The organism is Alistipes sp. (assembly GCF_048465575.1).
In the GTDB taxonomy this organism is placed as follows: domain Bacteria; phylum Bacteroidota; class Bacteroidia; order Bacteroidales; family Rikenellaceae; genus Alistipes.
This window is the reverse complement of record NZ_DBFWLG010000009.1, coordinates 172,364-194,839: the sequence shown is the minus strand read 5'-3', so window position 1 is coordinate 194,839 and position 22,476 is coordinate 172,364. Positions and strand designations below refer to the sequence as shown.

At 59.7% G+C, this 22,476-nt stretch carries 27 protein-coding genes; 14 read left to right on the top strand and 13 right to left on the bottom strand.

What is annotated here, in order from left to right:
- Positions 1–32 precede the first annotated feature (32 nt).
- On the bottom strand, positions 33–1,331 hold the full coding sequence (gene mtaB, locus ACMQ11_RS03600) for a tRNA (N(6)-L-threonylcarbamoyladenosine(37)-C(2))-methylthiotransferase MtaB (RefSeq protein WP_418991331.1): 1,299 nt from the start codon (positions 1,329–1,331) through the stop codon (positions 33–35).
- Between the two features lie 117 nt (positions 1,332–1,448).
- On the opposite strand from mtaB, the gene ACMQ11_RS03595 reads away from it, so the two are divergent.
- The 5 genes from ACMQ11_RS03595 to fmt all read left to right on the top strand — a co-directional run bounded on the left by ACMQ11_RS03595 (position 1,449) and on the right by fmt (position 6,461).
- Entirely contained in the window at positions 1,449–1,832 is a 384-nt protein-coding gene (locus ACMQ11_RS03595) for a DUF4377 domain-containing protein (protein ID WP_418991330.1), read from the top strand.
- Between the two features lie 123 nt (positions 1,833–1,955).
- Positions 1,956–2,789 (top strand): metal ABC transporter permease, encoded by an 834-nt coding sequence (locus tag ACMQ11_RS03590; RefSeq protein ID WP_418991329.1) that lies wholly within the window; start codon positions 1,956–1,958, stop codon positions 2,787–2,789.
- The gene (locus tag ACMQ11_RS03585) at positions 2,786–4,288 is read left to right on the top strand and encodes an LptF/LptG family permease (protein ID WP_418991327.1); all 1,503 of its coding nucleotides are present in this window, start codon (positions 2,786–2,788) and stop codon (positions 4,286–4,288) included. Before ACMQ11_RS03590 ends, ACMQ11_RS03585 begins: the two co-directional genes overlap by 4 nt.
- Entirely contained in the window at positions 4,263–5,486 is a 1,224-nt protein-coding gene (locus ACMQ11_RS03580) for a bifunctional 3,4-dihydroxy-2-butanone-4-phosphate synthase/GTP cyclohydrolase II (protein WP_418991325.1), read from the top strand. The genes ACMQ11_RS03585 and ACMQ11_RS03580 overlap by 26 nt, the downstream gene beginning before the upstream one ends.
- Positions 5,487–5,489: 3 nt before the next feature.
- Positions 5,490–6,461: a methionyl-tRNA formyltransferase gene (fmt, locus tag ACMQ11_RS03575; protein ID WP_418991324.1), complete on the top strand. Its 972-nt coding sequence runs from the start codon at positions 5,490–5,492 to the stop codon at positions 6,459–6,461.
- A 40-nt stretch (positions 6,462–6,501) separates the two neighbouring features.
- Here fmt and ACMQ11_RS03570 read toward each other — a convergent pair whose 3' ends face one another.
- Positions 6,502–7,206: a peroxiredoxin gene (locus ACMQ11_RS03570; RefSeq protein ID WP_418991322.1), complete on the bottom strand. Its 705-nt coding sequence runs from the start codon at positions 7,204–7,206 to the stop codon at positions 6,502–6,504.
- A gap of 114 nt (positions 7,207–7,320) precedes the next feature.
- Here ACMQ11_RS03570 and ACMQ11_RS03565 point away from each other — a divergent pair, with 114 nt between their 5' ends.
- Positions 7,321–8,070, top strand: a complete 750-nt coding sequence (locus ACMQ11_RS03565) for a hypothetical protein (protein ID WP_418991320.1) — start codon at positions 7,321–7,323, stop codon at positions 8,068–8,070.
- Positions 8,071–8,165: 95 nt separating this feature from the next.
- Here the strand turns inward: ACMQ11_RS03565 and ACMQ11_RS03560 are convergent, their stop codons facing one another.
- The 5 genes from ACMQ11_RS03560 to ACMQ11_RS03540 all read right to left on the bottom strand — a co-directional run bounded on the left by ACMQ11_RS03560 (position 8,166) and on the right by ACMQ11_RS03540 (position 11,436).
- The gene (locus tag ACMQ11_RS03560; RefSeq protein ID WP_418991318.1) at positions 8,166–8,711 is read right to left on the bottom strand and encodes a 2-oxoacid:acceptor oxidoreductase family protein; all 546 of its coding nucleotides are present in this window, start codon (positions 8,709–8,711) and stop codon (positions 8,166–8,168) included.
- A 3-nt stretch (positions 8,712–8,714) separates the two neighbouring features.
- On the bottom strand, positions 8,715–9,482 hold the full coding sequence (locus ACMQ11_RS03555) for a thiamine pyrophosphate-dependent enzyme (protein WP_418991317.1): 768 nt from the start codon (positions 9,480–9,482) through the stop codon (positions 8,715–8,717).
- A 4-nt stretch (positions 9,483–9,486) separates the two neighbouring features.
- Positions 9,487–10,581 carry a 3-methyl-2-oxobutanoate dehydrogenase subunit VorB gene (locus ACMQ11_RS03550; RefSeq protein WP_418991316.1) on the bottom strand — a complete coding sequence of 365 codons (1,095 nt, stop codon included), beginning with the start codon at positions 10,579–10,581 and terminating at the stop codon, positions 9,487–9,489.
- Between the two features lie 3 nt (positions 10,582–10,584).
- Complete coding sequence (locus tag ACMQ11_RS03545; RefSeq protein ID WP_418991315.1) at positions 10,585–10,812, bottom strand: 4Fe-4S binding protein; 228 nt, start codon at positions 10,810–10,812, stop codon at positions 10,585–10,587.
- 153 nt (positions 10,813–10,965) lie between these two features.
- Positions 10,966–11,436, bottom strand: a complete 471-nt coding sequence (locus ACMQ11_RS03540; protein WP_418991313.1) for a DUF805 domain-containing protein — start codon at positions 11,434–11,436, stop codon at positions 10,966–10,968.
- A gap of 197 nt (positions 11,437–11,633) precedes the next feature.
- Here ACMQ11_RS03540 and ACMQ11_RS03535 point away from each other — a divergent pair, with 197 nt between their 5' ends.
- Together ACMQ11_RS03535 and ACMQ11_RS03530 are read left to right on the top strand one after the other, a co-directional pair.
- A complete protein-coding gene (locus ACMQ11_RS03535) occupies positions 11,634–11,945 on the top strand; it encodes an NINE protein (protein WP_418991312.1) in 312 nt (103 codons plus the stop codon).
- The gene (locus ACMQ11_RS03530; RefSeq protein ID WP_418991311.1) at positions 11,911–12,222 is read left to right on the top strand and encodes a DUF2752 domain-containing protein; all 312 of its coding nucleotides are present in this window, start codon (positions 11,911–11,913) and stop codon (positions 12,220–12,222) included. Before ACMQ11_RS03535 ends, ACMQ11_RS03530 begins: the two co-directional genes overlap by 35 nt.
- A gap of 138 nt (positions 12,223–12,360) precedes the next feature.
- Here ACMQ11_RS03530 and ACMQ11_RS03525 read toward each other — a convergent pair whose 3' ends face one another.
- The 4 genes from ACMQ11_RS03525 to ACMQ11_RS03510 form a co-directional block, all read right to left on the bottom strand.
- Positions 12,361–13,605 carry a DUF1015 domain-containing protein gene (locus tag ACMQ11_RS03525; protein WP_418991310.1) on the bottom strand — a complete coding sequence of 415 codons (1,245 nt, stop codon included), beginning with the start codon at positions 13,603–13,605 and terminating at the stop codon, positions 12,361–12,363.
- A 73-nt stretch (positions 13,606–13,678) separates the two neighbouring features.
- Positions 13,679–14,602: a 3-phosphoglycerate dehydrogenase gene (locus tag ACMQ11_RS03520; RefSeq protein WP_418991308.1), complete on the bottom strand. Its 924-nt coding sequence runs from the start codon at positions 14,600–14,602 to the stop codon at positions 13,679–13,681.
- Between the two features lie 80 nt (positions 14,603–14,682).
- Complete coding sequence (serC, locus tag ACMQ11_RS03515) at positions 14,683–15,753, bottom strand: 3-phosphoserine/phosphohydroxythreonine transaminase (RefSeq protein ID WP_418991307.1); 1,071 nt, start codon at positions 15,751–15,753, stop codon at positions 14,683–14,685.
- Between the two features lie 70 nt (positions 15,754–15,823).
- On the bottom strand, positions 15,824–15,952 hold the full coding sequence (locus ACMQ11_RS03510) for a hypothetical protein (RefSeq protein ID WP_418991306.1): 129 nt from the start codon (positions 15,950–15,952) through the stop codon (positions 15,824–15,826).
- A gap of 10 nt (positions 15,953–15,962) precedes the next feature.
- On the opposite strand from ACMQ11_RS03510, the gene ACMQ11_RS03505 reads away from it, so the two are divergent.
- From ACMQ11_RS03505 to ACMQ11_RS03480, 6 genes are all read left to right on the top strand, one after another.
- The gene (locus tag ACMQ11_RS03505) at positions 15,963–16,823 is read left to right on the top strand and encodes a YicC/YloC family endoribonuclease (protein WP_418991484.1); all 861 of its coding nucleotides are present in this window, start codon (positions 15,963–15,965) and stop codon (positions 16,821–16,823) included.
- Positions 16,824–16,933: 110 nt separating this feature from the next.
- Positions 16,934–17,497: a guanylate kinase gene (gene gmk, locus ACMQ11_RS03500; protein ID WP_418991305.1), complete on the top strand. Its 564-nt coding sequence runs from the start codon at positions 16,934–16,936 to the stop codon at positions 17,495–17,497.
- Positions 17,498–17,500: 3 nt separating this feature from the next.
- Positions 17,501–18,310, top strand: coding sequence for a nicotinate (nicotinamide) nucleotide adenylyltransferase (gene nadD, locus ACMQ11_RS03495; protein ID WP_418991304.1), 810 nt, complete (start codon positions 17,501–17,503; stop codon positions 18,308–18,310).
- A complete protein-coding gene (locus ACMQ11_RS03490; RefSeq protein WP_418991302.1) occupies positions 18,310–19,296 on the top strand; it encodes a D-alanine--D-alanine ligase in 987 nt (328 codons plus the stop codon). Before nadD ends, ACMQ11_RS03490 begins: the two co-directional genes overlap by 1 nt.
- Complete coding sequence (locus ACMQ11_RS03485; protein WP_418991301.1) at positions 19,293–19,874, top strand: DUF3109 family protein; 582 nt, start codon at positions 19,293–19,295, stop codon at positions 19,872–19,874. The genes ACMQ11_RS03490 and ACMQ11_RS03485 overlap by 4 nt, the downstream gene beginning before the upstream one ends.
- On the top strand, positions 19,871–20,929 hold the full coding sequence (locus ACMQ11_RS03480) for a peptidoglycan DD-metalloendopeptidase family protein (RefSeq protein ID WP_418991299.1): 1,059 nt from the start codon (positions 19,871–19,873) through the stop codon (positions 20,927–20,929). The genes ACMQ11_RS03485 and ACMQ11_RS03480 overlap by 4 nt, the downstream gene beginning before the upstream one ends.
- A 53-nt stretch (positions 20,930–20,982) precedes the next feature.
- Here the strand turns inward: ACMQ11_RS03480 and proC are convergent, their stop codons facing one another.
- Both proC and ACMQ11_RS03470 read right to left on the bottom strand, forming a co-directional pair.
- Positions 20,983–21,762, bottom strand: coding sequence for a pyrroline-5-carboxylate reductase (proC, locus tag ACMQ11_RS03475; protein ID WP_418991298.1), 780 nt, complete (start codon positions 21,760–21,762; stop codon positions 20,983–20,985).
- Positions 21,759–22,433 carry a YggS family pyridoxal phosphate-dependent enzyme gene (locus ACMQ11_RS03470; protein ID WP_418991297.1) on the bottom strand — a complete coding sequence of 225 codons (675 nt, stop codon included), beginning with the start codon at positions 22,431–22,433 and terminating at the stop codon, positions 21,759–21,761. The genes proC and ACMQ11_RS03470 overlap by 4 nt, the downstream gene beginning before the upstream one ends.
- Between the last annotated feature and the right edge of the window lie 43 nt (positions 22,434–22,476).

Here is a 22,476-nt window from a genome sequence, read left to right as displayed (position 1 = left end):
CAAAAATTTAACGTTCCTGCAAATATAGTCATTTAATCCCGAATTTCACCCCACAAATCGTGCGAAGCATCCATTTCGCCCAATCCGACGCGGCAGATCGTGTTGATGCGCCGCTTGTCGTAAGGGGCTTTCACCCGGCGGTAGTTGCCCGTATATCCGAACATCATGCCACCGCGCACCGTACTCTCGAAAAGCACCGTGTCTTCACGGCCGACGGCCCGGGCGCAGAATGCGCTGTGGAGCCTTTCGCATAACGCCTCCAGCTCCGCCACACGGCGCGTGGCCACCGCGGCCTGGACCTTCCCGGGCAGCTCGACGGCCGGGGTTCCGGGACGCTCCGAGAAAGGGAAGATATGCAGGAACGCGGGCTCCAGCCGCTCCAGAAAGTCGTATGTGGCCCGGAAATCGGCGTCCGTCTCGCCCGGAAATCCGACGATCACGTCGATGCCGATAAAGGAGTCCGGCATGGCCCGGCGTACGGCGGCGATGCGCTCGGCGAAACGCGCCGTGGTATAGCGCCGGCGCATCAGCCCCAGAATCCGGTCCGATCCGCTCTGAAGCGGAATATGAAAGTGATGCTGGAATTTAGGTGACGCGGCGCAAAAAGCTATAATTTCGTCCGTGAACAAATTCGGTTCGATAGAAGAAATGCGGTAGCGTTCGATCCCCTCGACCTCGTTGAGCGCCCGCAGCAGATCGATGAACCGCTCGCCCGTCGTGCGGCCGAAATCGCCCGTATTTACCCCTGTCAAAACGATCTCTTTCTGTCCCGCAGCCGCGATCTCACGGGCTTCGGCCACCAGCTCGGCGATGGGCATGTTGCGGCTCGCGCCGCGGGCATAATGGATCGTGCAGTAGGAGCAGCAGTAGTCGCAGCCGTCCTGCACTTTGAGAAAAGCGCGCGTGCGGTCGCCGCTCGAAAAGGCCGCGAAGAACGAGGTGAGCGAGTCGGTGTCGCAACTGTACACCTGCGCACGGCCCTTGCCGGACAGTTCGACCACCCGTTGATATAACGCCCCTTTATCCTTGTTGCTCAAAACAATATCCACCCCCTCGATAGCCGCAATCTCATCGGGTTTCAACTGAGCATAACACCCCGTCACGGCGATGATGGCCTCGGGGTTGCGGCGGTGGAGCTTGCGGATCAGGTTGCGGCATTTCTTGTCGGCGTGCTCCGTGACCGAGCAGCTGTTGATGACGCATATGTCCGCCGGGGCCCCGGGGGCCACGCGCACGAAACCGCCGCGTTCGAACTCGCGGGCCAGCGTGGAGCTCTCCGAAAAATTGAGCTTGCAGCCCAGGGTATGGAAATTGACTCTGCGAGGTTGCATGGAATAGAGTTTTTCGGCGGCGAAATTACGAAAACGGCCTGAAAGTGAAAAATTATTCGGAAAGTATATTTCGATGCAATAAAAAGGCGTATCTTTAGTACGTAAAAATTTCGCGTCATGAAAAGAACCCTTTTCCTCGCCTGCCTGACTTTTCTTGCAGCCTGCGCCCTTGTCTCGTGCGACAAGGACGAACCCCGGACCCTGCGCCTAACGGTCGCTTCGGAACGAACCGTCGTGACGGAACCGACCGGAAATTTCGAAATCCCGACCTATCTTGTCATTTATCCGGGTGAGTCTCAATGGAGGCATTTCGGCGGCTCTCCGATCGAGGGATTCGACGATCAGTATCAGACCGGTTACGAATATGTGATCGACGTCGAGATCATCCCGGTGAAAAATCCGCCGCAGGACGCTCCGAATGTCGAGTACCGACTGATCCGCATCGTCAGTCAGGAGAAAAAGCACTCCGCAGGCCTGCCCGACACCTCTCCCGAAGAGTAACATTCGCACACGACACGCCACCGCACCTGCCGTTCCCGAACAAACAGTACGGGAACGGCAGGTGTTTTCATTTGCTTTCCATCGGGAAAAAGCGTACATTTGCGCGCATTCTAAGGAAAAGGCATGGAATTCTTCAGCGATCTGGTGCAATACGGCTATCTCAGGAACGCCCTTACGGCCTGCGTGCTTTCGGGCCTCGCATGCGGACTTGTAGGCACCTACGTCGTCTGCCGCAGGATGGTCTTTCTGGCCGGGGGCATTACGCATGCCTCGTTCGGCGGCCTGGGTATCGCCTTTTACCTGGGGACCAACCCCATCGCCGGGGCGCTCGTCTTCGCCGTCCTCTCGGCGCTGGGGATCGAATGGGCCGGCAGCCGGGGCCGCATCCGCGAGGATTCGGCCATCGGCATCATCTGGTCGGTCGGCATGGCCGTCGGTGCGCTGTTCATGAGCCTCAGACCGGGCTACACCTCGGGCGACCTCTCGGCCTACCTCTTCGGCAGCATCGTTACAGTTATCGACAGCGACGTGCGGGGACTCGCCCTCTTGACTTTGCTCCTGGTCGGCGGGGCGCTCGTGTGGCTGCGACCGGTCATGTACGTGGCTTTCGACCGCGATTTCTCCCGCAGCCGGGGCATCCCGACGCGCATCATTTCCTACCTGATGGCCGCTCTGGTAGCCGTGACGATCGTACTTTCGATCCGCATCATGGGCATCGTGCTGCTTATCTCGCTGCTGACCATGCCCGTGGTGATCGTCAACACGCTTTCGCGCTCCTACCGCACCATCGCCCTCGCGGCCCCGCTGGTCGCCGTGGCCGGGAATGTGGCGGGGCTCGTAGCCAGCTACCGATTCGACGTTCCGTCCGGCGCCGCCATAATATTTACGCTCACCTTGACGCTTGTTATGGTAAAACTGTTAACTTTGTGTCGGAAAAAACCGGGAGCCGCCGCATGAAAACCATCCATAAACTCGTTCTGAAAGCCTACCTGGGCCCGATGATCCTCACGTTCTTCATCGTCATGTTCGTGCTGATGATGAACATCGTGTGGCGTTATATCGACGAACTGGTGGGCAAGGGACTGAGCGCGGGCATCATCATCGAGCTGATGACCTATTTCATGGCCAACATGCTGCCCTTGGGTCTGCCACTCGCCGTGCTGCTGGCCGCGATCATGACACTGGGAAACCTGGGCGAAAACTACGAACTGCTGGCCATGAAATCGGCCGGTCTGTCGCTCATCCAGATCTCCAAACCGCTGATTATCCTGGTAAGCATCATCTCCGTCGGCAGTTTCTTCATCGGCAACAACCTGGTGCCGTATGCGAACAAAAAGGTATACAGCATTCTTTACGACATCCGGCAGCAGAAGCAGAGTCTCGAGTTCCAGGACGGCCTCTTTTTCAACGGCATCGAAAACATGTCAATCCGCGTCGGCCGCCAGGAGCCTCAGACGCACCTGCTGCACGACGTACTGATCTACGACAACCGCGCGGCCAACGGCAACATGAACACCATCGCGGCCGACTCGGGCTATATCCGTCTGTCGGACGACAAGAAATACCTGCTGGTCACCCTCTTCCACGGCGAAACCTACGAGCAGACCCGCAACAGCCAGTGGTTCACCAAGAGTGCGCTGCGCCACCACATCTTCGACAGGCAGGACCAGGTGATTCCCATGTCTGGCTTCGACATGGGCCGCAGCGACGCCAACCAGTTCTCCAACAGCCAGACCAAGAACATCAACCAGCTGCAAGGCGACATCGACTCGCTGGAACTGACCGTAAACTCGGCCACCACGCGCTCCTACGAACCGCTTCTCAAGGAGCAGATCTTCGTCCGCGACAACCAGGTACTGCCGCTGCCCGACAGCCTCAGGATCGATAAAAGCCGCTACCGCGACATCCTTATTACAGACTCCCTGGAGGTTCTCCCGCTGCGCGAAAAGGAGCGCATCTGGGACCAGGCCCGTTCGCTGGCCAAAAATTCGCGCAACATGTTCTCGGTCGACGAATCCAACGCCAAGGAGGCGCTGAACCAGCTCTACCGGTCGAAAGTCGAGTGGCACAAGAAAATTTCGCTGCCGGTTTCGATCATGATCTTCTTCCTGATCGGTGCGCCGCTCGGGGCGATCATCCGCAAGGGCGGCCTGGGGCTTCCCGTGGTGGTCTCGATCATCTTCTTCGTCATCTACTACATCATCAGCATCACGGGCGAAAAACTGGCCAAGGAGGGAAACTGGGACGCCGTATACGGCATGTGGCTCTCCACTTTCATCCTCACGCCCATCGCCGTCTACCTCACCTACAAGGCCACCAACGACTCGACGCTGCTCGATACCGACTGGTATGCGGGTCGCATCAAGGCGCTGCGCGACAAACTGACCCCCAAATTCGCCAAACTGAAGAAAGCAATAAAACCCAAACGAAATGGAAAAAAACACGATACTCAATAGTGTGGAGGAGGTCATCGAAGATTTCCGCCAAGGTCGGGTGGTCATCGTCGTCGATGACGAGGACCGGGAGAATGAGGGCGATTTCATCGTCGCCGCGGAGAAAATCACGCCCGAGATCGTGAATTTCATGCTGCACGAAGGCCGCGGCGTGCTGTGCGCCCCCTTGTCCGAAGAGCGCTGTGCGCAACTGGGGCTGAAAATGATGGAGGAGAACAACACCTCGCTGCTGGGCACTCCGTTCACCGTCACGGTCGATCTGCTGGGCAACGGCTGCACCACCGGCGTCTCGATCCACGACCGTGCCGCCACCATCCGCGCCCTGGCCGATCCCGCAACCCGCCCCGTCGACCTGGGACGCCCCGGACACATCAACCCCCTGCGTGCCCGCGAAAAGGGCGTTCTGCGCCGTCCGGGACATACCGAAGCCACGATCGACCTGGCCCGGCTGGCCGGCTTGCAGCCCGCCGGAGCCCTGATCGAGATCATGAACGCCGACGGCACGATGGCCCGCCTGCCCCAATTGCAGCAGATCGCCGCGAAATTCGGACTCAAAATCATTTCCATCGCCTCGCTGATCGCCTACCGGCTGCGCGAGGAGTCGATCATCGAACGGGGCGTTACCGTCCCGCTGCCTACCGCATGGGGCGAGTTCCGCATCACGCCGTTCCGCCAGAAATCCAACGGCGTCGAACACGTGGCTCTGACCAAGGGAGAGTGGAGCGAAGACGAACCGGTTTTGGTTCGCGTCCACTCCTCGTGCGCCACGGGCGACATCTTCGGTTCGTACCGCTGCGATTGCGGCGAGCAGCTGCACCGCGCCATGGAGATGATCGACAAGGAGGGCAAGGGCGCCGTCATCTACCTCAATCAGGAGGGCCGCGGCATCGGGCTGTGCAACAAGATCCACGCCTACAAGCTCCAGGACGAGGGGCTCGACACCGTGGACGCCAACCTCCAACTGGGCTTCAAGGCCGACGAGCGCGACTACGGGGTCGGGGCGAGCATCATCCGCGAGCTGGGTATCCGCCGCATGCGCTTGATGACCAACAACCCGCTCAAACGCGCCGGACTGGAGGGCTACGGTCTGAAGATCGAAGAGATCGTACCGATCGTCGTTGCGCCCAACCCGTTCAACGAGCAATACCTCAAGACCAAGCAGCAGCGCATGCACCACGCACTGGGACTTGACAAAAAATAAGCGATGAATCCCAAGGAGTTACGCATCGTATTCATGGGTACGCCCGAGTTCGCCGTGCCGTCGCTCCGGGCGCTGGTCGCCGGGGGGTATAATATCGTAGCGGTCGTCACAGCGCTCGACAAACCCGCCGGCCGCGGGCAGCGGCTGCACCGCAGCGAGGTCAAGGTCGCTGCCGAAGAGCTGGGGCTTCCTGTGCTGCAACCCGAAAAGCTCAAAGCCCCGGAGTTCGTCGAAGCGCTCGCAGCGCTCCGGCCCGATCTGGGGATCGTCATCGCATTCCGCATGCTGCCCGAAATCGTTTGGGCCCTGCCGCGGCTGGGCACGTTCAACCTCCACGCCTCGCTGCTGCCGCAGTACCGCGGTGCGGCTCCGATCAACTGGGCCATCATCCGCGGCGAGACAGAAACGGGCGTCACGACGTTCCTGTTGAACCACGAGATCGACCAAGGCGCCATTCTGGGCCAGGTCCGCGTCCCGATCCGAGCCGAGGACAATGTGGGCAGTCTCTACGACCGGCTGATGCACACCGGCGCGGCGCTGGTGACCGAGACCGTGGACCGCATCGCCGCCGGCAACATCCGGCCCGTCGAGCAACACCATATCGACCCGTCCACACTGCGTTCCGCACCCAAAATCTTCAAGGAAGATTGCCGGATCGACTGGTCGGGGCCGGGCAAAAACATCCTCGATTTCATCCGCGGCCTTTCGCCCTATCCGGCGGCTTGGACCGAACTCTGGAAAGAGGGGAGCGCAACCCCCGAAACCGCCAAAGTGTTCTCCGCTACTTTCGAGCCTGCGGCACACGACCAGGCGTGCGGCACGCTCCAGAGCGACGGCCGCACTTTTGTTCGGGCGGCCTGCGCCGACGGCTGGATCGAGTTGGACGAGATTCAGATCGCCGGAAAAAAGCGTCTCTCGGTCCGCGATCTGCTCCTGGGGTGGCGCGACGTGCTGCAATACCGGTTCAAGGCATAAGGCGAAAAAAGAGCTTGCAAAAACCGCAAGCTCTTTTTCTTTACACCTCGACCGCCTCGTGTCGCCCGATCCTCTTTTCGATCTGCTCTTTCGGGAGCGGCCGCGTGCAGAAGAACCAGTCGTAGCAGCGGGCCCCGTCGGGCTGGTCGTCCATGTCCTCGCCTTTCATCGGGACGATCACCTCATCGCCCGGCCGCCAATCGGCAGGCAGCGCAATGTCGAATGCGTCGATGGTTTGCAACCCGGTCACGACCCGCAGCAGTTCATCGAAATTGCGGCCCAACGCCAGCGGATAGTAGATCATCGCACGCAGGATGCCCTGCGGATCGACGAAGAAGACCGCCCGCACGGCTGCGGTCCGGCTCTCACCCGGCTGGATCATTCCGTAGAGCGACGCCACTTTCATCCCCACGTCGTCGATGATCGGAAATTCGATTTTCACCTGCTTCATGCCCCGGTATTCGATCTTGTCGTGAATGGTCCTCAGCCACGCGATGTGGCTGTTGCGGCTGTCCACCGACAGACCGACCAACTCGCAGTTCAACTCCCGGAACTCACGGGCGCGGGCGCCGAACGTCAGAATCTCCGAGGTGCAGATCGGCGTGAAATCCGCCGGATGGCTAAAGAGGATCACCCATTTTCCCTTGTAGTCTCCCGGGAAGCGGATATGGCCCCTGGTGGTCATCGCCTCAAAGGCCGGCACGGGTTCACCCAGGCGCGGCAGGACGTGTTCTTGATTTTCCATAAATTCGATTTTTAACTTGCTACCGATACATAGCAAAATAGATGCCCCGCAGATTTTTGGAGGAGAACAGGGAATTATTACTTATATTTGTACTCCACAACCAAACGCACAACCATGAAGAAATTCTTTTTTATCCTCCTTTTCGCCGCCGTAAGCGGTCCGGCGCTCGCACAGGACGTCATCACCAAACGCAACGCCGAAGAGATCGAAGCCAGGGTGCTCCGGGTTTCCGACACCGAAATCGAATACCTCAGATGGGACAATCCCGACGGCCCCGTGTACGTCATTCCGACCCGCGATGTCTTTTTCATCCGCTATCAGAACGGCTCGAAAGACGTTATAACCACCTGGAATGCACCACGAAGAGGTCATTTGGGAATAGCGGACAACTTTCAAATGAAATACCAGGGCGAGATCGCTTTGGGTTATGGCCTTGGGGTCGGGAATGTATCGGACTTTCTGAACACCGACCGCATCGTATTCGAAACCGTACACGGTCTGCGAATCAATCCCTATCTCTTTACCGGCATCGGCGTGGGTGTCGATTATTTCTACTCCGACATGGAGATTTCAAACTCTTGGATCGACGATTTGTACGACGGTGCGCTTGTTCTTGCCCCGTTCTGGAACATAAAAGGCTACTGCCCCGTTGGGCGAAACGTCTCCGCGTTCCTTGCGCTGGACCTCGGCGCTGCGATCGGCGTCTCCGGCTACGCCGACGGCACGGAGTTCTACGCATCGATCGGTCCGGGCATCTGCCTCACAAGCAAAAAGAGCCGCCTGCGCGGCGATTTCGGCATCCGCTTCCAACACATGGGAACCGGCACCAACGCCATTCTGTTCCGCATCGGATTCGGATTCTGACAGGAACCGGCGGGCAGGAACAACCATTCCGGCCTCTGCGAAAGACAGCGCCCGGCCGAAAAGGCCGGGCGCTGCAATCATACCGGAGAGGACGACTACCGCACCTTGCGGATGATCTCCCCGCCGTGGCGGATCGCCTCCTCGTTCTGAGGCAGCATCTTCCAGGCGCGCTCGGGAAGCGATTTCTTCAGACCGACCATCACATTTTCCATCTCCACGACGGGGCGCACTTTCAGGTAACCTCCCAGGATCATCGTGTTGAACAGCTTGGCCTGTCCCATCCGGGCGCATTCAGCCGTGGCGTCGATGGCATAGACCGCAATGTCCTCCCGGACGGGGTGGCGCGTGATGCCGTTGGTGTCGTAGATCAGTACGCCGCCCGGCTTGACCATCGGTTCGAATTTCTCCATCGACTGCTGGTTGAGGATGATCGCCGTGTCGAACTCGTGCGCGATGGGCGACGAGATTTTCCGGTCGGACAAGATGACCGTCACGTTGGCCGTGCCGCCGCGCATCTCGGGTCCGTAGGAGGGCATCCACGTCACCTCGAAATCCTGCATGACGCCCGAGTAGGCCAGTATCTTACCCATCGAGAGGACGCCCTGTCCTCCGAATCCTGCAATTATCAACGTCTCTTTCATACCTTACTCGTTTTTAACGTCCTTGATGTCGCCCAGCGGGTAGTAGGGGAGCATGTTCTGCTCGAGCCACTCGTTCGAAGCCACGGGCGAGAGTTTCCAGCCGCTGTTGCAGGTCGAGACGACCTCCACGAGCGAAAAGCCCTTTCCGGCCATCGAATTTTCGAACGCCTTGCGGATCGCCCGCTTGCACTTGCGCACGTTGGCCGCCGTATGCACGCTCTGGCGCGTGATGTAGGTGGCACCGTCCAGATGGGCCATCATCTCGGCGATCTTGTAGGGGTAGCCGTTCAACCGCGGATCGCGCCCGTAGGGGGTCGTCGCAGTCTTCATGCCCAGGAGCGTAGTGGGGGCCATCTGCCCGCCCGTCATGCCGTAGATGGCGTTGTTGATGTAGATCGCCACCACATTCTCGCCGCGCGCGGCCGCATGGATCGACTCGGCCGTACCGATCGCCGACAGGTCGCCGTCGCCCTGGTACGTGAAGACCAGATTGCCCGGGTACAGCCGCTTCACGGCCGTCGCCACGGCCAGCGCACGTCCGTGTGCGGCCTCAATCCAGTCGATGTCGATATAATTGTAGGCGAAGACGGAGCAACCCACGGGCGACACGCCCACGGTCTTCTCCTCCAGCCCCATCTCTTCGATCACCTCGGCGATCAACTTGTGCACCGTACCGTGGCTGCAACCGGGGCAGTAGTGCATGACATTATCGGTAATGAGTTTCGGTTTGGCGTAAACCTGATTCTCCCGTTTGATTTCAACCTCTGCCATCGTCTTACTTGTTAATCAGTTTTTCCTTGAGTGCGTCGAGCACCTCGTCGGGATTGAAAAGCATACCGCCCTGGCGGCCGTAATGTTCCACCGGAGCCTTGCCGTTCACGGCCAGACGCACGTCCTGGACCATCTGCCCGGCATTGAGCTCGGCCGAGAGGAACCCCTTGACTCCGCGAGCGGCCAGCTCGGCCAGCTGCTTTGTCGGGAAAGGGTAGAGGGTGATCGGACGCAGCAGCCCCACTTTCAGCCCCTCGGCGCGCGCCATCTCGACCGTGGCCGAGCAGATGCGGGCCGACGAACCGAACGCCACGATCACGTAGTCGGCATCGTCGCACGCGATGGCCTCGTAGCGCACCTCGTTCTCCTCCAGTGCCCTGTATTTGGCTTGCAGCCGCTTGTTGATGATCTCCATCTTCTCGGACTGCAATTCGAGCGACGTGACGACGTTGCGCGCCCGGTCGGCGGGTTTGCCATAGGTCGCCCAGTCGCGGCACTCCGAGGCGATCTCTGCGTCGGTCTTGCGCGGACGCTGCGGCGCGAGCACCACCTTTTCCATCATCTGCCCGATAGCGCCATCGGCGAGAATCATCGCCGGATTGCGGTATTTGAACGCCAGGTCGAACGCCTCGGCCACGTGGTCGTGCATCTCCTGCACCGAGTTGGGCGCCAGTACGATCAGGTGGAAATCGCCGTGACCGCCCCCCTTGCAGGCCTGGAAATAGTCGCCCTGTGAGGGCTGGATGGTCCCCAGTCCCGGACCTCCGCGCTGGCAGTTGATTACCAGACACGGCAGTTCGGCCCCGGCCAAGTAGCTCAGCCCCTCGGACATGAGCGAAACGCCCGGGCTCGACGACGAGGTCATCACCCGCTTGCCGGTCGAGGCGCCGCCGTAGACCATGTTGATCGAAGAGATCTCCGACTCGGCCTGCAACACGACCATGCCGGTCGTCTCCCAGGGCTTGAGTTCCATCAGCGTCTCCATCACCTCCGACTGGGGCGTGATGGGGTAGCCGAAATATCCGTCGCAACCGTAGCGGATCGCAGCATGGGCGATCACCTCGTTGCCTTTCATCAGTTTCACCTCTTTCTCTGCCATAGCTTACTCGATTTTTTGACGATAAACCGTGATCACGCTGTCCGGGCAGATCACCGCGCACGAAGCGCAGCCCGTGCAGGCATCGGGATTCGCCATCCAGGTCACGGGGTACCCCTTGCTGTTCACCTCTGCGGACATTGCCAGCACATTGCACGGACACGAAGCCACGCAGACCCCGCACCCTTTGCAGCGCTCCCTGTCGACAACGATTGTTCCTTTTATTTTAGCCATAACGCCAAGTATTGTTAAGTTGCTTACAAATATACGAATTTTTCGCATGATTCCTAACCGATCGCAACAAATCTTTCGTCGAAAACGACAAACGAAAAGCAGGGAGCCCGAACCCGTCGGTTCGAACTCCCTGCATACAAAAACGTTTCGGCATTATTCGGCCAAGGGATCGGGGCCGTATTTGTTCTCGCCCTTGTCCCCGGCCGTGCAGTACCAGACCAGGAAAAAGATCCCCCATACGAATATTCCCAAACCACCCAGAATGGCGATGATCAGGAAAAGGATCGACGGCGATCCGGCCCCGGCCGACATGAGAAAACTCAAACCGGTAACGACCAGCAGCACCATCCAGACGATCTCGGCGATCAGAAACCACAGCAGCATCTTCCCGCTGTGCCCCGTATCGTGCAGACGCCTGACCTGCACCGCCAAACCGGGCAGGAAGATAAACAGCCCCCACAACGCATAGAACACGCTGTTGGGTTTTCCGAACACGATCTTGTCGAGGATCATCGCCGCAATGGCGAAGATCACCGAAAAAAGCACGAAATACCAGTACTCGGCCCGGCGCGCACGCCCCGAAAAATTGACATAATTCTTAATGCACTTGACGAACCATTTCATATCGATACGTTTTTTTAAAGGTTAATTCATCCACAAATATACACAAAATGCACGGAAATAATCTCTTTACACCAGAAAAACCGACAAAATGCACCCGCCTTGTTTTCCGTAGCTTTTTTACTATTTTTGTACAATGATCTACGAAGAAAGCCGAAATCCGCTGAAGAGTAGGCGCAACTGACTCAAACCGTTTCATTATGTTCTGCACCAACTGCGGCAAGGAGCTTGCCGACAACGCCCTCATGTGCCCCGCCTGCGGCGCCCCGACCCGCAAAGGCCCCGAGATCCCGGCCGACGCCAGCGACAAGGACTGGCTCACGACGCTGCTTCTCTGCTTCTTCCTGGGCGGATTCGGCATTCACAGCTTCTACTCGGGCAAACCGGTTATCGGCGTGGTCCAGCTGCTGACTCTGGGCGGATGCGGCATCTGGGCGCTGATCGATTTCATCATGATAATCTGCGGCAGTTTCCGCGATGGCGAGGGAAAGGTCATCGTCAACAAACGCTAAGCTCCGGCTGCTGTTCCTGCTGGCGTTTCCGGTGCTGCTCTACTGCATTCCGCAGCGACTGGTCTTCGGCGGTCCCACGGTCTGTCTGTTCCGCAACCTCTTCGGCACGGAGTGCTACGGCTGCGGCATGACGCGGGCGCTCTTTTCGCTGCTGCATTTCGACCTGAGCGCCGCCTGGAGTTACAACCGTCTGGTCGTCGTCGTAGCGCCGCTGCTCGCGTGGCTCTATCTGAAAGAGGTCGTCGGAGCCGTCCGCGCATTGAAACCGGTCGAATAGCCAGCTCCGAAACGTTCCGCAACGGGACCTGCGGGCGACGGCACAACCATCCCATCAAATGCTCGTGCCGCCCGCGGCGAACCACTCGTACAGCCGGGCACGAAAAAGCCGCCTTTCGAAAGGCGGCTTTTTCGTGTCTTACTCTTCGAACGAGTGGATCACCACCCCCGAGCGCAGCTTGGGTTCGAACCACGTCGTCTTGGGCGGCATGATGTTCCCCGTGTCGGCGATCCGGATGAGCTGCTGCATCGAAACGGGGTAGAGGGCGAACGCCGCTTTCATCTCCCCGCTGTCGACGCGGCGCTTCAGTTCACCCAGGCCGCGGATACCTCCCACGAAATCGATTCGCTTGGAGGTTCTGAGGTCCTTGATGTCCAGAATCCTGTCCAGCACCAGATCGGACAGCACCGTCACGTCCAGCACCCCGATCGGGTCGTTGTTGTCGTAGGTCCCGGGCTTGGCCGTCAGGCTGTACCAACGTCCCTCCATGTACAAAGAGAAATTGTGCAGCCCAGTCGGGCGGTACTCCTCCGCGCCCTTGTCCTCGACCGTGAAATTCTCGCGCAGCCTTTCGAGCAGCTGCTCGGGCGTCAAACCGTTCAGGTCTTTCACCACGCGGTTGTAATCGATGATCCGCAGCTGATTGGCCGGGAACGTCACCGCCAGGAAATAGCAGTACTCCTCATCCCCCTTGTGGCCGGGATTCTTGGCCTTGCACTCCTGGCCGACACGTGCCGCCGCAGCCGTACGATGGTGGCCGTCCGCCACATAGAGAGCCGGTATGCCTGCAAAAATCTCGGTAATGCGGTCGTTGGTCTTGCGGTCGCGGATCACCCACAACCGGTGCCCGAAGCCGTCCTCGGCCGTAAAATCGTACTCCGGCGCGTTGTTTTCGACCACCCCGGCCACGATGGCGTCGATCTGGGCATTGTCGGGGTAGGCGAAGAACACCGGCTCGATATTGGCCTGCTGGTTGCGCACATGGATCATGCGGTCCTCCTCCTTGTCGGGGCGCGTCAGCTCGTGCTTCTTGATGGCGCCCAAGAGGTAGTCCTCGAAATGGCAGCACATGGCCAGTCCGTACTGCGTGCGGCCCTCCATCGTCTGCGCATAAATGTAGTAGTACGCCTCGGGGTCCTGCTCCAGCCACCCCTCCGAGCGCCACTTGCGGAAATTCTCGACCGCCTTGCAGTAGACGGGCTCGGAATGCTCGTCGGCGATGGGGTCGAAATCGATCTCGGGTTTGATGATGTGCAGCAGCGAACGCTCCGTGGCTTCGGCCTTGGCCTCGGCGGAGTTGAGCACGTCGTAGGGGCGCGAGGCCACCTCCGAAGCGTACTGCTTCGGGGGACGTATCGCTGAGAAAGGTTTGATTCTTACCATATTACAATCGGTTTTTTAAGTCGAAAATGGCGGGCCCGGCATCGTCGCACCCGCCATTTTCATGCAGTGATTTCTACTTGTTGACATGGAACCGCGTATTGCCGTTCTTCAGAAAATCCACGATCTGGTTGGCCGCCGCCAGCCCCGCGTTGATGTTGGCCTCGGCGGTCTCGGCACCCATCTTCTTAGCCGTGGCGAAAACCCGCTTGCCGAACTTTTCATCCAGCTCCGCCTGATTGCCCGCGGCTATGTCGGTAATGTATTTCAGGTCTTCCCGCTCGGTCAGCGCACGCACCAGCCCCGCTTCGTCGATCACCTCCTTGCGGGCCGTGTTGACCAGCGTAGCGCCCTTGGGCATGGACATCAGCAGCTCGTAGCCGATCGAGCCTTTCGTCTGCTCCGTGGCCGGAATGTGCAGCGAGAGAAAGTCCGCGCACTTGTAAAGCTCCTCGACCGACCCGACCTGCTTCACCCCGTCGGCTTCGAAGAGAGCCGGATCGGTGATGAACGGGTCGTAGGCCGCAACCTCCATGCCGAGGGCCTTGCCCTTGCAGGCGACCAGCCGGCCGACATTGCCGTAGGCATGGATGGCGAGCGTTTTGCCCTGAATCTCGGTCCCCGTACCGGGCGTGAAGCGGTTGCGGGCCATGTAGATTATCATGGCGATGGCCAGTTCGGCCACGGCGTTGGAGTTCTGGCCCGGGGTGTTCATCACCACAATACCGCGTGCAGTCGCAGCCGCCAGGTCCACATTGTCGTATCCGGCGCCTGCACGCACCACGATCTTGAGGTTTTTGGCAGCCGCAATGACCTCGGCCGTCACCTTGTCGCTGCGGACGATCAGCGCGTCCGCGTCGGCCACAGCCTCCAGCAGTTGACCCTTGTCGGTGTATTTTTCAAGCAGCGCCAGCTCGTAGCCCGCAGCCTCGACGATCCCGCGGATGCCGTCCACCGCCTTTTTGGCAAACGGTTTTTCCGTTGCAACCAATACTTTCATATCTTTCAACAATGAGGTGAAATGAATCTCTTTCTCTTTTTTCGTCTCCCGCATGAACGGAACAATGGTCGGGCACATCGCTAAGCGTGTTTCTCGGCAAACTCGCGCATGCACTCCACCAGCACCTCGACGCTTTCGACGGGCAGGGCGTTGTAGCACGACGCGCGGAAACCGCCCACGAGCCGGTGGCCCTTGATGCCTACGATACCGCGGCTCTTGGTGAACTCCATGAACTCGGGCGCCAGTTCCTCGCGGCCCTCGGCCATCACGAAGCAGATGTTCATCAGCGAGCGGTCCTCCTTGTCGACCGTGCCGCGGAAGAGGGGATTGCGGTCGATCTCGTCGTAGAGCAGTGCGGCTTTCTCCTTGTTGCGGCGGTAGATTTCCGAAACACCGCCGATGGACTTGAGCCATTTGAGGGTCTCTTTCAAGACGTAGATCGGGAAAACGGGCGGGGTGTTGAACATCGAGTTGTTCTCCACATGGGTTTTGAACGACATCATGGTGGGCAGGTCGCGGACGATGCGGTCGAGCATGTCCTCGCGGATGATGGCAAAAGCCACGCCCGCCGGGGCCAGGTTCTTTTGCGCGCCGCCGTAGATCATGGCATACTTTTCGACCTCGACCGGCCGCGAAAGAATGTCCGACGACATGTCGGCGATGAGGGGAACGGGCGACGCAAGGTCCTCGTGGTACTCGGTTCCGTAAATGGTATTGTTGGTGGTGATATGCAGGTAGTCGAGGTCCTCGGGGATCGGGAAACCCTTGGGAATGTAAGTGAAACTGCGGTCTTCGGACGATGCCAGCACCTCGACCTCGCCGTAGCGTTTGGCCTCCTTGATGGCTTTCTTCGCCCATACGCCCGTATTGACATAGCCGGCTTTATTACCCAGGAAATTGGCCGGTATTTCATAGAAATAAGTACTCGCGCCGCCGCCCAGGTAGATGATCTTGTAGTTGTCGGGAATACGAAGCAACTCGCGGAACAGCGTGTCGGCCTCGGCCATCACCTCGTCGAAATCCTTGGTGCGGTGCGAGATCGAGAGCAACGACAGCCCCGATCCGTTGAAATCGAGAATCGCCTTGGCGGCATTTTCGATCACCTCTTCCGGCAGAATGGAAGGTCCCGCATTGAAATTGTGCTTTTTCATAATGATTCGTATAAGAATTTGATGATTCCGACTTTAAACTGTTAGTTTACTAACACAAATATATATAAAATTATTCCCAAAACAAATGGTTTCGCAAATTAATTTCAATCCCCCCAACCGAACGCTGGCCTTTTTGAATTGTTTTTACTACATTTGCCGGGAAAATCAGGGCTTCAACGCCAAAATCAATGTCTTCCATGATAAAATCCATGACGGGCTTCGGCAAGGGCGAAGCCGCTCTCGACAATAAGAAGCTGACGGTCGAAATCCGGTCGCTCAACTCCAAGCAGCTCGACCTCTCGCTGCGCCTGCCGGCCGTCTACCGGCAGTCGGAATTCGAACTCCGCAGCCTGATCTCGCGGGCCGTCCAGCGCGGCAAGGTCGATGTCTTCGTCTCGGTCGAGACGCAGACCGTCGAGACCCCGGCCCGCGTCAACCGCGACCTGTTCCGCGAATACCTGCGCCAGCTCAACGACGCGCTGGTCTATTCGGGCATCGACGCCGATTACGACGCCCTCGTTCCGGTGGTCATGCGCCTGCCCGAAGTGGTTTCGACCCAAACCGACACCATCTCCGGGGAAGAACAGGAGGCACTGACGGCAGCCACCGAAGCCGCCCTCGCGCAGCTCGACGCTTTCCGCCGACAGGAGGGGGCGATTCTGATCGCCGACCTGCTGCGTCGCGTCGATCTGATCGAGCAATATAAAGAGGAGGTGGTCCCGTTCGAAAAAGCCCGCACCGAGACCGTCAGGGCCCGCATCCTGGACAACCTCGCGCAACTCAAGGTAGATGTCGACCGCAACCGGCTGGAGCAGGAGATGATCTTCTACCTCGAAAAACTCGACATCACCGAGGAGAAAGTCCGTCTTTCGAACCACTGCCGCTATTTCCGCGAGGTGGCCGCCTCGGAGGAGGGCGCGGGCCGCAAGCTGGGCTTCATCTCCCAGGAGATGGGCCGCGAAATCAACACGATGGGCTCCAAGGCCAACGAGTCGAACATCCAAATCCTGGTGGTGAAGATGAAAGACGAACTGGAGAAGATCAAGGAACAAGTGTTGAATATTCTCTGAATATTCAACACAATTAAAAATGAAAAATTAAGAATGAAAAATTATTGCGACTTGTTCCGCGCAGGTCTCTAATTTTTAATTCTTAACTTTAATTCTTAATTCCAAAAGGAATGGGCAAAGTCATCATATTCTCCGCTCCGAGCGGTTCGGGCAAGACAACCATCGTCCGCCGGCTGCTGGCGCGCTATCCGCAATTCGAATTCTCTGTCTCGGCCACCAGCCGCGCGCCCCGCGGAGAGGAGCGCAACGGCGTGGATTACTGGTTCTTCACGGAGGAGGAGTTCATGCAGGCCGTCTCGGAAAACCGCTTCGTCGAGTGGGAGGAGGTCTACAAGGGCACCTGCTACGGCACGCTGCGCAGCGAGGTGGAGCGCATCTGGCAAAAGGGCCACGTCATCGTTTTCGACGTGGACGTGATCGGCGGGCTCAACCTCAAGCGCATCTTCGGCGCGGACGCCTGCTCGGTTTTCGTCATGCCGCCTTCGGTCGAGGAGCTGCGCCGGCGGCTGGAGAACCGCGGCACCGACACGGCGGAGGTCATCGACCGCCGCGTGGCCAAGGCGGAGTTCGAGCTGACCAAAGCCCCTCAGTTCGACCACGTCATTGTCAATGACTGCCTGGACGAGGCCGTCTGCTCGACTTGCGGCGTGATAGATGAATTCCTTGCCCGCTGACCCATGAAACGCACGATGCTCTATTTCGGGTCGTTCAACCCCGTGCACAACGGCCACATCGCCCTGGCAGAGTACGTCCTCGAACGCGACCTGGCGGACGAGGTCGTTTTGGTCGTTTCGCCCCAAAGTCCCTACAAAGCGGCCGATGAACTCGCACCCGAACTGGACCGCTTCGAAATGGCCGAACTCGCCTGCAAGGCTTCGAAATTCCCCGAGCGGATCAAACCCTCGGTCGTGGAGTTCCTGCTTCCCAAACCCTCCTACACCATCGACACGCTGCGCTACCTGGAGGAGAATTTCAGCTCCGGGCGGCAGTTCTCCCTCCTCTTGGGCGCCGATCAGATCGCCCGTCTTTCAGGTTGGAAAGAGCACGAAAAAATACTCGAATACCCGCTCTACGTCTATCCGCGCCGCGGTGCCGGCACCTTCCTTTTCCGCGACCGGATCACGCTTCTCGACGGGGCTCCCTTGCACGATTTCTCCTCCACGGAGGTCCGCGAGCGGCTCGGGCGGGGCGAGGACACGGCCGCGATGCTCGACCCCGCCGTGGCGGCCTACATTCGGCGTAAGGGGCTTTGGAGCCCGGCGACGCGCATGGCCGCCCTCACGGCGCAGATAGAAAACACGCCCGACGACATCGCGCTGCTGCTCGAACGGGGCCGGCTGCATTTCCGACTCGACGAATGGGGTGCGGCGCTCAACGATTTCAACCGCGTCCTGCAAGCGGACGCATCGCACGCCGAAGCGCGGCAACTCGCAAATATGGTTCGGGAAATTCTCGCATTCCGTTACAAAGACATCTACAACCCCTGATGGAACGATTGAAAATAGCCCTCCTGGCGGGCGGCGACTCTCCCGAGCGGGAGATCGCACTCCAGAGCGCGGCGCAGATCGAAGCGGCGCTCGACCACTCGAAATACGACATCACGGTCATCGACCTCCACCACCGCGACTGGCACTACACGGCCCCCGACGGCCGCTGCTGGCAGGTGGACAAGAACGACTTTTCGCTCACGGTCGACGGCCGGCGCAAGGCGTTCGACTATGCGCTTATCATGATCCACGGCACCCCGGGCGAGGACGGCCGCCTGCAAGGCTACCTCGACATGATGGGCATTCCCTACTCGTCGTGCTCGATGGCCTCCTCGGTTATCACTTTCGACAAGATCACCACCAAGCGCACCCTCGCGGGCCGCGGCCTGAATCTGGCACGCGAGGTGTTCCTGCGGCGCGGCGAGCCGGTCGATCCGGCGCGGATCGTCTCCGAACTGGGGCTTCCGCTCTTCGTCAAGCCCAACGCCAGCGGCTCGTCGTTCGGCGTGACCAAGGTGCGCGCGGCCGCCGAGCTCCCCGCAGCCGTCGATGCGGCTTTCGCCCAGGGCGACGAAATACTGGTGGAGGAGTGCATCGCGGGCCGCGAGATCGGCTGCGGCATGCTCGTGGCCGCAGGCAGGGAGTATATCTTTCCCGAAACGGAGATCGTTCCGAAAAAGGAGTTCTTCGACTACGAAGCCAAATATACGGCCGGCTGTTCCGAGGAGATCACCCCGGCACGCATCGCGCCCGAAATCCGCTCCGAACTGAACCGCATGACGCGCGAAGCCTACCGCACGTGCCGCTGCTCGGGCGTGGTGCGCGTCGATTTCATCGTGACGGAGGAGGGCAAACCCTATTTCATCGAGCTCAACTCCATTCCGGGCATGAGCTCTGGCAGCATCGTCCCCAAACAGGCCCGCGCGATGGGCATGTCGCTCGGAGAGCTGTACGACTTGATCATCAAAGACACGTGCCGCAGATGATCGAGATCGACGACAAGATCGTAAGCGCCGATCTGCTGCGCGAATGCTTCGCCTGCGACCTCACCCGGTGCAAGGGCATCTGCTGCGTCGAGGGCAATGCCGGCGCGCCGCTCGAACCCGAGGAGGTCGAAATCCTCGAACGCGAATATCCGAACTACAAGTCCTGCATGACGCCCGAGGGCATCGAAGCCGTCGAGCGGCAGGGTTTCATGGTCGTGGACGAAGACGGCGACCTCACCACGCCGCTGGTGGACGACGCCCAGTGCGCCTATGCCTATCGTGCGGACGGCATCACGCTCTGCGCTATCGAAAAAGCATGGCAGGAGGGGCGCACGCCGCTGCGCAAACCCATCTCATGCCACCTCTATCCCATCCGGCTCACGCGCTTCTCCAACGGCTCCACGGGGCTGAACTACCACCGCTGGGAGGTCTGCTCCGCGGCGCGCGAATGCGGCCGCAAATTGGGCATTCCCGTCTACAAAGCGCTTCGAGAGCCCATTATCCGCCGCTTCGGCGAAGAATTCTACCGGGCGCTCGAAGCCGCCGGGGACCTCATCCGCAAACAAGGAACCAGATGAAAAAATATTGCTTTTGCCTCGCAGCCAGCGTGGCTGCATTTACCGCCGCCGCCCAGGAGCAGCCCGCCGACACGCTGCTCGTCGCGGCTCTGACACCCGAGCAGGCCGCAGCAGCCGACTCGATCGCCGCCCTGCGGATCCGCCTGCAACCCACGCGGATCGAATCGATCTTCGACACCAACGGACTGACCGTGATCGACACCCTCGAATCGGGCAACGACGCCGTGCAGGTCGTTCTTTTCAGCAACAACACCTGGAAATACGTCCGCAACCGCGAGGTGGCCAAGGACAGCACCATCTTCGAAAAATACTGGGACACCACGACGCTCTTTCCCTACCGCGAGGTCGACATGTCGGCCATGCCGCAGTCGGTGGTCATCGACCTGATCGACTCCACCACCAGCTACCACTGTCCCTACCAGGGCTCGGTGCATCCGCGCGGCAAATACGGACCGCGCCGCCGCCGTCAGCACCAGGGCGTCGACCTGCCCCTGAAGACGGGCGATCCGATCTACGCCACTTTCTGCGGCCGCGTGCGTATCTCGCAATACAACAAGGGTGGCTACGGGAATCTGGTCATCCTGCGCCACGACAACGGGCTGGAGACCTACTACGGTCACCTGTCGGAGCGGATGGTCGAGCCCGGACAGTGGGTCGAAGCGGGGCAGATCATCGGTCTGGGCGGCTCCACGGGCCGCTCGACGGGGCCGCACCTCCATTTCGAAACCCGTTACTACGGCCAGTCGTTCGACCCCGAGCGGCTGATCGATTTCAAGAACGGAATGTTGTGCCGCGAGACGTTCCTGCTGAAAAAATCGTTCTTCAGCATCTACTCCAACGCCGGGCAGGATTTCGACGACGAGATCGCCAACGAGGAGCAGGACAAGAAAGAGGCGGCCGAGAAAGCGGCCATGCGTTACCACACGATCCGCTCGGGCGACACGCTGGGCCACATCGCCCGCAAATATGGCACGACCGTGGGCAACATCTGCCGGCTGAACAACATCAAGTCGACCACCATCCTGCGGCTGGGCCGCAAGCTGCGGGTCCGCTGACGGACCTTTCCGGAAACGAAAATGCCCGGTGTGTGCGCACACACCGGGCATTTTTACTTATTCTCGATCGCATCCACGGCGTCGATCACCGCGCCGCGGAACCGTTTTCGCTCCAGCTCCGCCACCCCGCGGACGGTCGTCCCGCCGGGCGATGAGACCGCATCTTTCATTGCCCCCGGATGCTGTCCCGTGTGAAGCTGGAGCTTCCCCGTTCCCACGACCATCTGACTGCACATGCGGTAGGCATCGGCACGCGGCAGACCGTGCTTGACAGCGGCGTCGGCCAGCGCCTCGATGAACAGCGCCACGAACGCCGGACCGCAGCCGCACACGGTTCCGGCAATGCCCAGCAGCGGGGTATCGACAGCGATCACCAGCCCCAAATGCGAAAACAGCGTTTCCACGGTCCGCCACCCCTCTTCACCGAGCGAATGGCGGCGTTCGCAAACGACGATTCCCTCGCCGACCGCCACGGGCGTGTTGGGTACGGTCGAGAGGTGGCGAACGCCTGACGGCAGCATCCGCTCGTAGTCGTCGAACAGGACGCCTGCGGCCACCGAAACGACGATCTTGTCCCGCAACAGTTCCGCCACCGGCCCGACCACCTCTTCGACCTGACGGGGCTTGACCGCGACCACAACAACATCCGCAAACCGGACGACGGCCTCGGCATCCGTCAGGGGACGAATTCCGCGGACGCGGGCATTGCGTTCGAGTTTCTGCGGGTCGCGCGCGCAGGCGCCGATCTCCTCGGCACGGAGCGCTTCGCAGCGCAGCCAGCCGTCCGCCATGGCCTGCGCCATGTTTCCGAATCCGATAAATCCTACGTTCATCCTCTCTGCGTATAATCCCTTTCACCGAAGATCAGCGACCCCACGCGCACCATCGTCGAGCCGCACTCGACGGCGATGGGGTAATCGTGCGACATGCCCATCGAGAGGGTATTGAACCGCGGACCGAAATAGGGCTGCAAAAGGTCGAAGCAGCGCTTCAGCTCCCGGAAATCGCGCTCGACGACCTTGCCGACGTCCGTATTGGTGGCAATACCCATCACACCGCGCACGCACAGGTTGGGCATGCGCGCAAAGGGGGTCGAGCCGACGTAGTTCTTCAGCTCCCCGATGTCCCAGCCCGTCTTGGTCTCTTCGCGTGCCACGTGGATTTCGAGCAGCATCTCAACCGTCCGGTCGCAGCGGGCGGCTTCGCGCTGGATCGTTTCGGCCAGGCGGGCGCTGTCCACCGAGTGGATGAGCGCTACGAAAGGTACGATCGACTTGACCTTGTTGGTCTGCAAATGGCCGATCATGTGCCACTCGATGTCCTTGGGCAGGGCCTCGTACTTTTCGCACAGCTCCTGCGGGCGGCTTTCGCCGAACACGCGATGTCCGGCATCGTACGCTTCGCGGATCGCTTCGACGGGATGCGTTTTCGATACGGCTACCAGCGTCACGTTTTCGGGCAGCGTCTTTCTTACGAATGCGATGTTACAGGCTATTTCCGACATATCATGCAATTTTGGTCGGGTAAAATTACGCAAAATCCATACA